This window comes from Novosphingobium marinum (genome assembly GCF_013408095.1).
GTDB lineage: Bacteria > Pseudomonadota > Alphaproteobacteria > Sphingomonadales > Sphingomonadaceae > Novosphingobium > Novosphingobium marinum.
In genome coordinates this window covers 52,696-64,862 of record NZ_JACBZF010000001.1, presented here as the reverse complement: position 1 = coordinate 64,862, position 12,167 = coordinate 52,696, and the positions used below count along the sequence as shown (strand labels likewise).

The following is a 12,167-nucleotide window of genomic DNA, read 5'->3' as shown; positions in this document are numbered from 1 at the left end:
TCTATCCCATGAACGTACAGAGCGGCGCAGCGCGCTATTCGCCCGAGTTCGACCAGCCCGTGCGGGGCGACGTCATCACAGCGGACCGTTACACGTCCGCCGAATGGATGGAGGCCGAGTACGAGAAGCTCTGGCCGCACATCTGGCACCTTGGCGGCGTCATCGCCGACCTCGAGGAGGAAGGCGATTTCATCCGCCACAACTTCGGGCGCGAATCCGTCATCATGGTCAAGCAGGCCGATGGCACGGTGCGGGCGTTCTTCAACACCTGCCCCCATCGCGGCAATCGCCTGATCCTGGGTGAAGTGGGTTCGACGCCGCGCATCACCTGTGGCTACCACGGCTGGCAGTTCGACCCCGACGGCACGCTGGTCAACGTCCAGGACCCCGACGATTTCCCCGGCGGCAATCCCTGCGGCAAGGTCCACCTCGAGGAACTGCGCTGCGAAACCTGGGGGCCGTTCGTCTTCTGGAACATGGACAAGGACGCAAAGCCTCTCCTCGAATGGCTGAAGCCCTTCCCCGAGCGGCTCGCGAACTACGGGCTGGAGAACTGGATCCGCGCCTTCGCCGTGTCCGCCGACTGCGAATTCAACTGGAAGATCATCCGGGACAATTTCAACGAAAGCTACCACCTGCCGACGATCCACCCGGAGCTTTCGACCTTCATCAACGACGGGCTGCCCACCACCGTCTTCGAGATGTACGACAACGGACACAACTCGATGTGGATGGTCGGCCACCAGGCGACGACTCGCGAGGACCACCATTCCGGCGACGTCCCCGCCCCGCTCGACGACGTCGCGCGCGCCTGGGAACTCGACCCCGCCGATTACAAGGGTCGCACGGGTGACCTTCGTGAAGCTATCGTCCGGCAAAAGCGCAAGCTCGGCCCGGGACGCGGCTACCGGAACTACGACAGCATGACGGACCAGCAGCTCGTGGATTACTTCCACTGCACGCTGTTCCCGAACCTGACGATCACCATGTCGCCCGAGCAATGCCAGATCCTGCGCACCGAACCGCACCCGAGCGACCCGGCCAAATGCGTGTTCCAGCACTGGTGCCTCTATCCGCCGGTCGAGGGCATGACGGAAATCAAAGGCACGCCGCTTGGCGACATCCCGCTCGAGCACGATGCGGTCGTGCGCCATTCGACCTATGGCGACGGCGTGTCGCTCGGCTTCGTGGCCGACCAGGACCTCTCGATCGGCACCAGCCAGCAGCAGGGCCTCAATTCGAGGGGCTTCAAGGGCTGCATGCTGACCCATCAGGAAAAGCGCATCCAGCGCTTCCACGAATTGCTCAACGACGTGATCAAGGGCGCTCCGCCGCCGGCGGATCGCTGACCGACTTTCAAGGGGGAGACCAAATGAGTATCATGCCGCCGGACGTGCGCCAGGCCGTCGCCGACCTGATGACCGAATACTGTTACCGGGTCGACAGGCTCGAGGATGGAAACGCCGAGCTTCTCGCGCTTTTCACCTCGGACGCGGTCTGCGACTTCTCGCCGATCGGCCTGCCCGAGATGACGACGCGCGAGGCGATCAAGGGTTTCTACGACAGCGTCTTCGAGGACATGACGCACCATTTCCACATGATCGCGAACCATCGGCCCGAAAGCTGGGACGGCACGGTTGCCGTGATGACGGCCTACGTGATGGGGCTCGGCCGGTCGAGCGACGGGAACACGGTAGACGTCAAGGTTCGCTATCGCATGGAGTGTGTCGAGGAAGGCGGACGTTGGAAGATCCGTCGCTACACGATCTCTCCCGGCATGCCCCTCCCGGGATCGCTGGGCGAGATACACGGCGAGCGTTGATCGGGCCTAGCCTTTTGGACAGGCACCGGGGGTTTGGCAGTCCGGTTTGATCTTGCGCAACTACTTCCGCTCGTACCGGAGTATGGCCGGGATCGATAATCTGGTATGGTCATCCCGAAGAGGGGGACTGCGGCGCGCCGAGCGCGACGGCTGAGGAAAGGAAAGCAACGATGGCAACCATTCTCGATCGCCCCGAGGACAAGCAGGACTATCCGTCCCACCCCGACGCCGAACTTCCGCGCGCGCGCGGCGACGCGATCACCGGCGATCGCTATTACTCGAAAGAATTCGCCGAACGCGAATGGCAGCACATGTGGAAACGCATCTGGCACGTCGGCGGGCGCACTGCCCAGCTCGAGGAGCCGGGCGACTTCATCACGCACCAGTTCAAGGACGAATCGGTGATGATGGTCAAGCAGCACGACGGCTCGATCAAGGCGTTCTTCAACGTCTGCCTTCACCGCGGCAACCAGCTCGTCAACACCCGCGAAGGCGGCGTGATGAGCCACTTCACCTGCCCCTATCACAACTGGAAGTGGGGCCTCGACGGCGAACTGGACGAGGTCCAGGATCCCGAGGACTTCGACGTCAATCCCTGCGGCAAGCTGAAGCTCAAGGAACTGCCCTGCGGAACCTGGGGCGGGTTCATCTGGTTCAGCTTCGATCCTGATGCGAAGCCGCTGATGGAATATCTCCATCCGATTCCGGACCTTCTGAAGAACCGGGATCTCGACAACTGGGTTCGCGTGGTCAACCGCCGTCTTCGGGTGAACACGAACTGGAAGTTCGCCTCGGACAACTTCAACGAAAGCTACCACATTCCCGCTGTGCATCCGCAGTTCGAGCCAATGATCGACGATCACTACTCGACCACCGTCTTCGAGATGTATCCCAGCGGTCACAACCGCATGATCGAGAAGCTGCAGCCCTCGTCGCGGTACGAGGATGCGCAGCAGGTCAAGCCGCTCTGGGCCGAGGTCCTCAAAGAATGGGATATCGATCCCGCCGACTACGAGGGGCGCGCACAGGAAGGCCGCCTGGCGCTGCAGGAAGCGCGCCGTCGCCTCGGACCCGGGCGCGGCTACACCTATTTCGACAACTTCAGCGACTGGGAACTGACCGACCAGTTCCACCATACGATGTTTCCGAATGTGACGATCACCGGTACGCCCGAAGGTCTGCACTTCTTCCGCACCCAGCCCGACGCCGAGGACCCGAACTGGTCCACCTTCGATTACTGGTACATGGTGCCGAAGGTCGAGGGTGCAGACGAGGTCGCGACGCTCTATGGGATGCGCCCCTACGAGGAAGCGCCGTACGAGGACGACGACTACGCCGAGTACGAGGCGAGCATCGCGCAGGGCGATTTCCTGATCCAGGACCTGTCGATCGCGGTCACACAGCAGAACGGCCTCAAGTCGATGGCCTGGGAAGACGCATGGCTTTCCCGGCAGGAAACCCGCGTGCGCCGCTTCCACGAGGTGATCAACGATTACATCGAAGGTCGTCGCTGACGGCCGGCAACGATTCCGGCGGCGATGGCTTCGCTGCCGGACTTGCCTCACCCGCCCATGTCGGGCCAATAGGCCACGGATTGTGGGAACCGGGGCGATAAATGCCGATCGTTGTCGACAAGCAGGAACGGCGCGAAATGGTCGCCTCGGTGGCGTACGACCTTGTCGCGCGCGACGGCATCGATGCCGTCACTTTCCGCCAGATTGCCAGCGAGACCGGGAACTCGACGGCGATCGTCACGAATTATTTTCGCAACAAGGAAGAACTTCTCTTCGAAGTCTACAAGCGTGCCAACCACGAGGCGATGTCCCGCGTCGCCGCTGCCTTCCAGGCCGGCCAGCCTCTTGTAGACTGCGTCCTGGAAGCGATGCCGGCACATGACGAGGGACGCCGCAACTGGCGCGTATGGCTGGCGTTCTGGGGCCGCGCACACGCCGATCCGGCGTATGTCCTCGAGACGGCCCGGAATGGCGACGACAGCCTGAAGCTCTATCGCAGGATGGTCGAAGGACGGGCCGAGGCAGGACTTTCCGACCCGGACCTGCAGGCTCGCAAGCTGCTTACCCTCGTTGCCGGCATTTCCCTGGAAGCCTGCCTGTCACCCGAGACATGGCCGGTAGACCGAATGCGAGACGTCCTGGAAAGCGAGATCGGCAAGCGCTGATCCCATGCTGTTCGACCCCTAGCGCAAATGCTAGGATTTTTGAAATGACGATTGTCATTTCTTGAGCGTTCTGCAATCTTGCTAGGGTCGCGGAATCGGGAAGCCGAACGCATGAATGTGGGAGAGAGACTTTGACCGGGAATCGTAGTGGCATCAGCCGCCGGCAGGTGCTGGCAGGTTCGGGAGCGGCAGCGGTCGCCGCAGGAACGCTCGGCTATGCAGCCTCGGCATCTGCGCAGGCCGGCGAAGGACCGTGGGACCGCGAGGCGGATGTCGTCTGCGTCGGTTCCGGCGCGGCAGCAGGAACCGCAGCCGTGGCCGCAGCGTCGGAGGGCGCCGAAGTCATCGTGCTGGAAAAGATGCCGATAATCGGCGGCACTACGGCAAAGTCGGGCGGCGTTGCGTGGTTCTTCAACCACCCCATCCATCAGGCACAAGGGATCGTCGACAGCAAGGCCGACGCCATGCGCTATGCCGTGCGTTACGGATATCCGCGCGAATACGATGCTTCGAGCGCGACGCTGGGGCTCGATGAAACGCGGTACAAGACCCTCGAGGCGTTCTACGACAAGGGAACCGAGGCGATCAATCAGCTCGACAAACTGGGTGCGGTGAAATTCAAGCAGTTCCGCCTCTTCTTCGTCGACGAACCCGCGCCCGACTACGCCGATCACCTGCCCGAGAACAAGGTCCCGACGGGACGCGCGCTGGAGCCGGCCGTCGGCTCGGGCTCGTCCGAAGGGGGAGCCTCGCTGGCCAAGCAGCTTGCCGCCTATCTCGAGCGCATCGAGATGCCGATCTTGCTCGACACACGCGTCACCAGGATCGTGCGCAATGCGGAAGGCCGGGTCATCGGCGTCGAGGCAGATCAGGAAGGCAAGCTGCTTCGCATCAAGGCACGCAAGGGCGTCGTGTTCGGCACCGGCGGCTATTCGCACAACGTCGAGCTGTGCAGGCTGCATCAGCCGTGGGTCTATGGCAGCTGCGCGCTTCCCGGATCGACGGGGGACTTCATTCCGCTCGCGCAGGAAGCGGGCGCGAAAATGGGCAATCTCGGCTATGGCTGGCGCACGCAGGTCGTGCTCGGAGAAGCTCTCGCCAACCGTGCCATCGGGTTGGGCGCGTTCGTGCTGCCTGGCGATTCCATGATACTCGTCAACAAGTACGGGCAGCGCTGCGTCAACGAAAAGCGCGACTACAACGACCGGACCAAGGCCCACTTCCATTTCGACCCGGTGCACGAGGATTATCCCAACCACCTGATGGTCATGCTTTTCGACGAACGATCGCGCGATTATTACGGCGGTGCATTCCCGCTTCCGAAGAACAAGGCCGAGCAGCCTCACCTCGTCGAAGGCGCGACCTGGGACGAGGTTTTCGCCAAGGTCGACGCACAGCTCGCAGGATGGGCCGGGCATACCGGAAACTGGCGCCTGCAGCCTGAATTCGCCGCGAATGCCAAGGAGGCGATCGGGAAGTTCAACGGCTATGCGAAGGCCGGCAAGGACCCCGAGTTCCAGCGCGGCGCCCAGCTTTACGACACCCAGTGGCACAAGCTGTTTTCCGCCAAGAACCCGGACACCAGCTTTGCTGACAGTGGCTACCCCAACAATACGATGCATCCGTTTTCGGAGACGGGCCCCTACTACGCGATCGTCCTGGGTCCGGGCACGCTCGATACCGCAGGCGGTCCGCAGATCGATCACAACGCCCAGGTCCTCGATCCCGACAACAAGCCCATCCCCGGGCTCTACGGCGCGGGCAACTGCGTCATGGCGCCAACGGGAGATGCCTATCTCGGAGCGGGCGGGACTATTGGCCCGGCGGTGACTTACGGCTATATCGCGGGCCTCCACGCAGCAAGGTCATAAGAATCATGAGAATTTTGGTTACAGCAGGCTTGGCCCTCGCGCTCGTTTCCTGCGGCCAGTCGGAGAGCGAGATCGGGGAGGACGCGCTGGCGTCTACCTCGGACGTGGCATCCGTCGAACAGGAGCCCGGCGCGACTGCGAGCGCTCCTGCCAGCGAGGCTGCCGAGGCACCGTCCGAAACGCCTTCGTCCAGTGCGCCGACGGTGGCGGAAAAGGCCGAGGTCGCGGAAAAGGCCGCCTCGGCGGCAGGCAAGTCCGCGCCTGCCGAACCCGAGGCAAAGATGATGCAGGCCTCGGCCACGACGTCTTCGGGCAAGTCCTACTACGAGGAGAACGTCGCTCCGATCTTTGCGAGCGCATGTGCGACCTGTCACCTCACCGGGACCGAAGCGGGCAATATCTCGCTCGTCCCCAGGAAGGCCGTCGCCAACCTCGTCAACGTCGCGTCGACCGAGGCACCTAACCTGAAGCGCGTCGTGCCGGGCAAACCCGATGCAAGCTACCTCATAATGAAGCTGGAAGGCACGCATCTCCAGAACGGGGGATCCGGGCTGCAGATGCCGTTCGGCGTCGGGCCGCTTTCGAAGGACCAGATCGCCAAGGTCAGGACCTGGATCGCACAGGGCGCGAAGCCGTAACGCCTCACGCCTGCATTGCGAACGGAAAGAGCGCCGCTCAGCCTTTCGGCAGGAGCGGCGCTCTTTCGTAGAACTTCAGGTTGTCCAGTTCGATCGTCGCGGGCTCGCCCGGCTTCCACGCCTCGTGCGTGCGTTTCCAGTGCGCGAACAGGCCCATGATATGCGGCGGGTCGCCGTGGATTTCCGTGAAGCCGCCATTCAGTTCGCGCGTGTCGAAATAGGCGGCATTAACCTCGTCGGCGTAAAGTTCGGTAGCGAGCTCGTACCCCATGTCGAGCCAGCGCTGCCGCTCCGATGCGAAATCGGAGACGAGGTACGCCACGTGGTGAAAGCCTTCCTCGCCCGGTGAAAACATGTCGCGGTAGATCGATTCCCTTTCGTCGTGCTGCTCGATGAACTGGATCATCAGATCGCCGAGATAGCCGAAGGCGTAGGAGACATCCGCCTCCTCCGCCGTCCCGCGATATGTGAACTCGTCGCAATGATGGTGGCGAACCATGAAGAACGGTCCGGCGCCGAAAACGTCGGACCACTTCTTCGCGGCTTCGTCGATGCTGGAAACGAAAAAGGCCTGCTGGAAAAACTTGCGATCCATCCTCCGGCCTACTCCGCGGCTTCCGCGAAGGGCCGTTCGATATAGGGCTCAAGCAACTTTTCGACCGCCAGGCCTTCCGGAATGAGCCCTTCTCCGATGAGCCGGTCGACCTCCTCGTGGAACCAGTAGATCCGCCGCTCCTGGTAATTCACCATCATCCCGGTGAAGCCGCCCGATTCCAGCGAGCGCTGGATCGGCCCCAGGTTCATCATGTCTTCTTCAAGTACTTGGTGGAATATCGGCAGGAAGCGGTCCCAGAACGCGGGACGATCACCCTCGCCCCAGTCGGGCGCAACGTAGATCGCCTGCATGACGCACGAATTGACGCCGTCCGGCCAGAACAGCAGCACCGGGAAACCCGTCGGCTCGACCGGCGAGATGAGGTTCGGGAACGCCATGTAGGCGACGTTGTTGAGCCTGTAGAAATCCGGCATCGTGGTGATATCCGGCGCGCCCTCGAACTCGACGAAGTTCAGCCCCTCGTTCATCTTCTTTCGCGTCGCCATGCGCGAATGGCCGCCTTCGAACAGCCCCATCGCGGCGGCCTTGTGGTCGAGCATAATGCCCGCATTCGTCGGATGGATCGTGTTGATATGGTAGACTTCGAGGAAGGCATCCATCGCCACCTTCCAGTTGCAATCGATCGGGTAGTCCTGAACATGAACGGTCCGCAGGCCTTCCATCTTGACGCAATCGAGTTCGGTCGGAAGCGGCGCGAGGTATTCCTGCAGCGGCTCGGCATCCTTGTCGAGATTGACGAACACCCAGCCCGCCCACGTATCGCACGACGCTTCGATCAGACCTCGATTGGATTTGTCGAGACACGGAAAGTCGCGCTCGTCGGGCACGCCCTTTAGCTTGCCGTCGAGACCGTACGACCAGCTGTGGTACTGGCAGCGCAGCAGCCTGGTGTTGCCCTTTTCATCGCGGACGACGGGGGCGCCCCGGTGACGGCAGGTGTTGTAGAAAGCGCGCAGCTTGTCGTCCTGGCCACGGATCAGCAACAGAGGCACGCCGAGCCGGTCCCAGAGGCGATAATCGCCCGGCTTGCGCAGGTCCTCGTCACGACCGGCGCAGACCCAGCTCTTGCCGAGAACATGCTCACGCTCGAGTTCGAAGAACGCCGGGTCGGTGTAACGTCCGCCGGGAATCTCCGGAAGCGGCGGGAAGCCCTGGCGCGGTCCTTCGCGCTTGGCTTCGAATTCGATTACGCTTTCCACCTGGTCGTAAACGTTGCCGGTCATCTGGCATTCTCCTGTCCCGCGGGCGCGGTTCGTGCCGCTGCCGCAATTAGCGATACGTGCCCTTCAAGGTCGCAACCTTCGTCCAGGCTTGCTTCAAACGTATGCCCTGCCCCACCGGTTGGTCCACTCGCCAAAACGAGAGATTCCGTCATACGGAAAGGGCACTCGATCTCCTGCGCCTACGTGACACAAAATTAAACCGTGTTCCACCGATTCTACGCAAAACCGAGACGAAATGCGCCCGACACCCGTTGAAATCGAAAGTCATTTTCAACTGGTACGCATTTACGAACGTCGATCTCGAAGCCTGTTCTGGAGCAGTCTCACCTCCTCAACGAGGTCCTTGCGCAAGGATACCTTCGCAAGCGGCGTCAGAACGCGATAGGTATCGAGCATGGCGAAGTCCTCATACTCGCCGTCCGCGATGTTCATTCCGGCCCACAGGTTCTGGACCGACACCTGATCGAACATCATCGAGCGGGCGGTAAATTCGATATCGACCCACGAATGCAGCAGCCGCTCCCGCTTCATCGTCTCGAGAGCATTACGGTGCAGCCGTTCGAAAAAGGCGGTCAGGTGGAATTCCTGCGCGGAGCCGACGAGCATCGGGGCAAGCGCCCGGGACAGCTGCGGCGTGTCGAGCACGGCCGCGCATGTCTGGCGAACGATCGACCGGAGCCTTTCGAGTCCGTCCTGCGGGAGATCGCGCTCGATCTGGTCGGTAACCGTATCGAGCCGCAAGGCCACCGCCTGCGCGACGACGGCCTGCTTGCTGCCATAGATGTCGTAGAGCGTCTTCTTGCTGACCTCGCTCGCAGCAGCCAGCTCTTCCACGGTAACCGCATCGTATCCCCGCGACGCGATGAGGTTCAGCGTGGCCTGCATGATCTTTGCGCGGCGGATCAGCCTGTTTTCGCTAAGCTTGCGCCCAAGCCGGTCGGTCGCGAATTCTCCGATCTTTCGTGCGAGTGCGGACTGGGGCATTGGCTGTCGTTCTCAAACCCTTCATACCTCGCGCCGATGACGGCGCGGTTGTCCACCCTGGTACAGCGGCAGCCCAAACTATAACAAGGGCTAGTATCAGGGCTGCGCCCCGAGAGACTAGCACAATTGCATTCGGATAAAAGGCGCAGGCCTTGTCGACAACGCGGAGGATGCTCATGGAAAACCAGGTTCTGAAGGACAAGGTCGCAATCGTCACCGGGGCGGGCCGTGGCATCGGCCGCGCGATCGCCCATGCCTATGCAAAGGAAGGCGCGATGGTCGTGGTCGCCTCGCGTACGCCCTCGACCGTCGAGCGGGTCGCCAAGGAAATCACCGATGCGGGAGGGACCGCAATCGGCTTTGCCTGCGACGTCGGTCACAGGGACCAGGTGTTCGCCTGCGTCGAAAAGGCGGTCGAGGAATTCGGCGCCCTCCACATCGTGGTCAACAACGCCCAGGGCTTCGGAACCGAAGCCGACCCGCAGCCATCGACGGTGTTCGTCGCCTGCGAGGACACCGACGAGGACGAGTGGGAGTACACGTTCAGGACAGGCGCGACCGCGAGCCTGTGGTTCATGAAGGCGGCCTTTCCGCACCTGAAGAAGGCCGGGTTCGGACGGATCGTGAACTTCGCTTCCAGTTCCGGCCAGGTCGGCTTCGAGGGCAACACCTGCTACAATGCCACCAAGGAAGCCATTCGCGCGCTGACCCGCACGGCGGCGCGCGAATGGGGGCAGTACGGGATTACGGTGAATTGCATCAATCCGGCACTCGAGACACGGGCGTTCGACAAGTGGAAGACCGCGCGCCCCGAATTCGTGGAAGCGCTGAAGGAAAAGATTCCGGTCCGGCGTCTTGGAGATCCCGAAGTGGACGCCGGTCCGATCGCCGTATTCCTGGCGAGCGAGGGATCCGGCTACATGACCGGGGGCACCTTCATGCTCGAAGGCGGCATGCACACACTGCCCTGAGGAGCGGAACATGAGCGGCACCAAGAATCGCGTATGGCAGGTCGGACGTCCGAACGACGATACTGCGGGCGGCATGGCGCTCGTGCGCGGGCACTTTGAACGCGGTGAAACGCAGATGCCCGTGCCCGGCGAAGGGGAAGTCCTGGTTCGCGCCGAATACTTTTCGCCCGACTTCATGAACCACGCCTGGGTGCGGGGAATGCCGGGGAAGTTCGACGCGCTGCCACATGGTGCGGCGATGCGCGGCGGCGTGGCCGGCATCGTTGCCGAAAGCCGGAACGCGGCGTTCAAGGAAGGCGACCGGGTCACGGGCTTCCTGGACTGGGCCGACTACACGGTCTGCGACGGTACCGATCACATGGGGCTGGCACTCCAGCAAGTTCCCGAAGGCGTCGATACGGCCTCTGGCTTGGTGACCATCGGGATGAGCGGCGTTTGCGCCTGGCTCGGCCTTACCGAGTTCAGCCGCGTCAATCCGGGCGACACCGTGCTCGTATCCGGGGCGTCAGGCGGAATCGGATCGATCGTCGGACAACTCCTGCCGCTATTCGGCGCACGCGGTGTCGGATTGGCCGGAGGACCCGAAAAGTGCGCGGCGCTGCTGGACAACGGCTTCGATACTGCGGTCGACTACAAGTCGGACGACCTTATTGCCGAGATCGCCAAGGCATGCCCCGAAGGCGTCGACCTGTTCTTCGACAACGTCGGCGGAAACCTGCTGAGCGCGGCGCTGCCGAACATGCGCCGCGGCGGTCACATCCTGATCTGCGGCGGCACGGCCCACTACGGGGCCACGCCCGAACCGATCTACAATCACATCTACCTGGCGATGAGTTCGCTGACGATGCGCGGTTTCTTCTACTTCGACCATGTTGACCTGTTCGAACCGGCCCGCGAGCGACTGGCGCACTGGCTGCGAGAAGGCCGGATCAGCGAGTGGCTCGATATCGAGGAAGGGTTCGATCGCGTACCCGATGCGGCGCTCGCCGGATTCAGCGGCGGCGTGAAAGGGCGCAAGCTGGTGCGGGTCGACGACGCCTGACGCATCGTCGAAGCGGAAACTGCGGCTTTGCTCGCAAAGTCAGACTTGCGAGAAGCCCCCGTCCATCAGGAACTCGCTGCATGTCACGAAGCTTGCCGCCTCTGAGCACAAATAGACGACGCCGCCGGCCATTTCCTCCGGCTTGCCGAGCCGCCCGATCGGATGGCGCGCCGCCATCGCCTGCGTCGCTGCCTCGCGCGATTCCACAGCCCCCAGATCGACATAGCGATCCATGATCGAGCCGAGCATCGGCGTGTCTATCCCGCCCGGGTGAACGCTGTTGCAGCGGATGTTGTAGCCGAGAGCGGCGAATTCGGCTCCCATGCATTTGCTCAGCATCGTGGCGGCAGCCTTCGACGTGCAGTAGGCGGCATTGAAGGCCGCGCCGCGCAAGCCGCCCACGCTCGAGAAGTTGACGATCGAAGCCCCGCCCTTGCGGCGCTTCCCGCCTTCGCGAAGGAGCGGAAGCAGTTCCTGAACGCCTATCACGATGGAATCCACATTCACGGCGCTCACCCGCTGGAATTCCTCCAGCGGAGTGTCCTCGATCTTGCCGACGATAGAAACGGCGGCGACGTTCACGAGGGCATCGAGCCTGCCGTGGTCTTCCATGATATCGCCGGCAATCTCTTCCCAGTCGGAAGCCCTGCAGACATTGTGGCGATAGTAACGGTCGGCTCCGCCGTGATCGGCTTCCGGGCCTAGATCGCTGGCAATCACGGTCGCGCCTGCCGCCTTCATCGCCCTGACGACCTCGCGCCCGATACTTCCGTGCGCACCAGTGACCAGGGCGACGCAATCAGGCAGTGCAACCGTCATCG

At 62.5% G+C, this 12,167-nt stretch carries 12 protein-coding genes; 8 read left to right on the top strand and 4 right to left on the bottom strand.

Annotated features, from left to right (window positions below):
• Positions 1 to 8 precede the first annotated feature (8 nt).
• From FHS75_RS00335 to FHS75_RS00310, 6 genes are all read left to right on the top strand, one after another.
• The gene (locus FHS75_RS00335; protein ID WP_179405737.1) at positions 9 to 1,349 is read left to right on the top strand and encodes an aromatic ring-hydroxylating oxygenase subunit alpha; all 1,341 of its coding nucleotides are present in this window, start codon (positions 9 to 11) and stop codon (positions 1,347 to 1,349) included.
• Positions 1,350 to 1,372: 23 nt separating this feature from the next.
• Positions 1,373 to 1,822 carry a nuclear transport factor 2 family protein gene (locus FHS75_RS00330; protein ID WP_179405736.1) on the top strand — a complete coding sequence of 150 codons (450 nt, stop codon included), beginning with the start codon at positions 1,373 to 1,375 and terminating at the stop codon, positions 1,820 to 1,822.
• 170 nt (positions 1,823 to 1,992) lie between these two features.
• Entirely contained in the window at positions 1,993 to 3,336 is a 1,344-nt protein-coding gene (locus FHS75_RS00325) for an aromatic ring-hydroxylating oxygenase subunit alpha (RefSeq protein WP_179405735.1), read from the top strand.
• A gap of 101 nt (positions 3,337 to 3,437) precedes the next feature.
• Positions 3,438 to 4,001: a TetR/AcrR family transcriptional regulator gene (locus tag FHS75_RS00320; protein ID WP_179405734.1), complete on the top strand. Its 564-nt coding sequence runs from the start codon at positions 3,438 to 3,440 to the stop codon at positions 3,999 to 4,001.
• A gap of 131 nt (positions 4,002 to 4,132) precedes the next feature.
• Complete coding sequence (locus FHS75_RS00315; protein WP_179405733.1) at positions 4,133 to 5,872, top strand: FAD-dependent oxidoreductase; 1,740 nt, start codon at positions 4,133 to 4,135, stop codon at positions 5,870 to 5,872.
• A 5-nt stretch (positions 5,873 to 5,877) separates the two neighbouring features.
• A complete protein-coding gene (locus tag FHS75_RS00310) occupies positions 5,878 to 6,510 on the top strand; it encodes a c-type cytochrome (protein WP_179405732.1) in 633 nt (210 codons plus the stop codon).
• A 37-nt stretch (positions 6,511 to 6,547) separates the two neighbouring features.
• Here FHS75_RS00310 and FHS75_RS00305 read toward each other — a convergent pair whose 3' ends face one another.
• The 3 genes from FHS75_RS00305 to FHS75_RS00295 all read right to left on the bottom strand — a co-directional run bounded on the left by FHS75_RS00305 (position 6,548) and on the right by FHS75_RS00295 (position 9,333).
• Positions 6,548 to 7,105 (bottom strand): VOC family protein, encoded by a 558-nt coding sequence (locus FHS75_RS00305; protein ID WP_179405731.1) that lies wholly within the window; start codon positions 7,103 to 7,105, stop codon positions 6,548 to 6,550.
• Between the two features lie 8 nt (positions 7,106 to 7,113).
• A complete protein-coding gene (locus tag FHS75_RS00300) occupies positions 7,114 to 8,349 on the bottom strand; it encodes an aromatic ring-hydroxylating oxygenase subunit alpha (protein WP_179405730.1) in 1,236 nt (411 codons plus the stop codon).
• A gap of 285 nt (positions 8,350 to 8,634) precedes the next feature.
• Positions 8,635 to 9,333 carry a TetR/AcrR family transcriptional regulator gene (locus FHS75_RS00295; RefSeq protein WP_179405729.1) on the bottom strand — a complete coding sequence of 233 codons (699 nt, stop codon included), beginning with the start codon at positions 9,331 to 9,333 and terminating at the stop codon, positions 8,635 to 8,637.
• Positions 9,334 to 9,509: 176 nt separating this feature from the next.
• Between FHS75_RS00295 and FHS75_RS00290 the strand changes: the two genes are divergently transcribed.
• A complete protein-coding gene (locus FHS75_RS00290) occupies positions 9,510 to 10,304 on the top strand; it encodes an SDR family NAD(P)-dependent oxidoreductase (protein ID WP_179405728.1) in 795 nt (264 codons plus the stop codon).
• Between the two features lie 10 nt (positions 10,305 to 10,314).
• Entirely contained in the window at positions 10,315 to 11,346 is a 1,032-nt protein-coding gene (locus FHS75_RS00285) for an MDR family NADP-dependent oxidoreductase (RefSeq protein WP_229735441.1), read from the top strand.
• A gap of 39 nt (positions 11,347 to 11,385) precedes the next feature.
• On the opposite strand, the gene FHS75_RS00280 is transcribed toward FHS75_RS00285, so the two are convergent.
• On the bottom strand, positions 11,386 to 12,165 hold the full coding sequence (locus tag FHS75_RS00280; RefSeq protein WP_179405727.1) for an SDR family NAD(P)-dependent oxidoreductase: 780 nt from the start codon (positions 12,163 to 12,165) through the stop codon (positions 11,386 to 11,388).
• Positions 12,166 to 12,167 lie beyond the last annotated feature (2 nt).

Bases quoted from the DNA above. Each gene is read 5' to 3' on its own strand.
- FHS75_RS00335 (WP_179405737.1), top strand. From the start codon at position 9: ATGAACGTACAGAGCGGCGCAGCGCGCTATTCGCCCGAGTTCGACCAG.
- FHS75_RS00330 (WP_179405736.1), top strand. From the start codon at position 1,373: ATGAGTATCATGCCGCCGGACGTGCGCCAGGCCGTCGCCGACCTGATG.
- FHS75_RS00325 (WP_179405735.1), top strand. From the start codon at position 1,993: ATGGCAACCATTCTCGATCGCCCCGAGGACAAGCAGGACTATCCGTCC.
- FHS75_RS00320 (WP_179405734.1), top strand. From the start codon at position 3,438: ATGCCGATCGTTGTCGACAAGCAGGAACGGCGCGAAATGGTCGCCTCG.
- FHS75_RS00310 (WP_179405732.1), top strand. From the start codon at position 5,878: ATGAGAATTTTGGTTACAGCAGGCTTGGCCCTCGCGCTCGTTTCCTGC.
- FHS75_RS00305 (WP_179405731.1), bottom strand. From the start codon at position 7,105: ATGGATCGCAAGTTTTTCCAGCAGGCCTTTTTCGTTTCCAGCATCGAC.
- FHS75_RS00300 (WP_179405730.1), bottom strand. From the start codon at position 8,349: ATGACCGGCAACGTTTACGACCAGGTGGAAAGCGTAATCGAATTCGAA.
- FHS75_RS00295 (WP_179405729.1), bottom strand. From the start codon at position 9,333: ATGCCCCAGTCCGCACTCGCACGAAAGATCGGAGAATTCGCGACCGAC.
- FHS75_RS00290 (WP_179405728.1), top strand. From the start codon at position 9,510: ATGGAAAACCAGGTTCTGAAGGACAAGGTCGCAATCGTCACCGGGGCG.
- FHS75_RS00285 (WP_229735441.1), top strand. From the start codon at position 10,315: ATGAGCGGCACCAAGAATCGCGTATGGCAGGTCGGACGTCCGAACGAC.
- FHS75_RS00280 (WP_179405727.1), bottom strand. From the start codon at position 12,165: ATGACGGTTGCACTGCCTGATTGCGTCGCCCTGGTCACTGGTGCGCAC.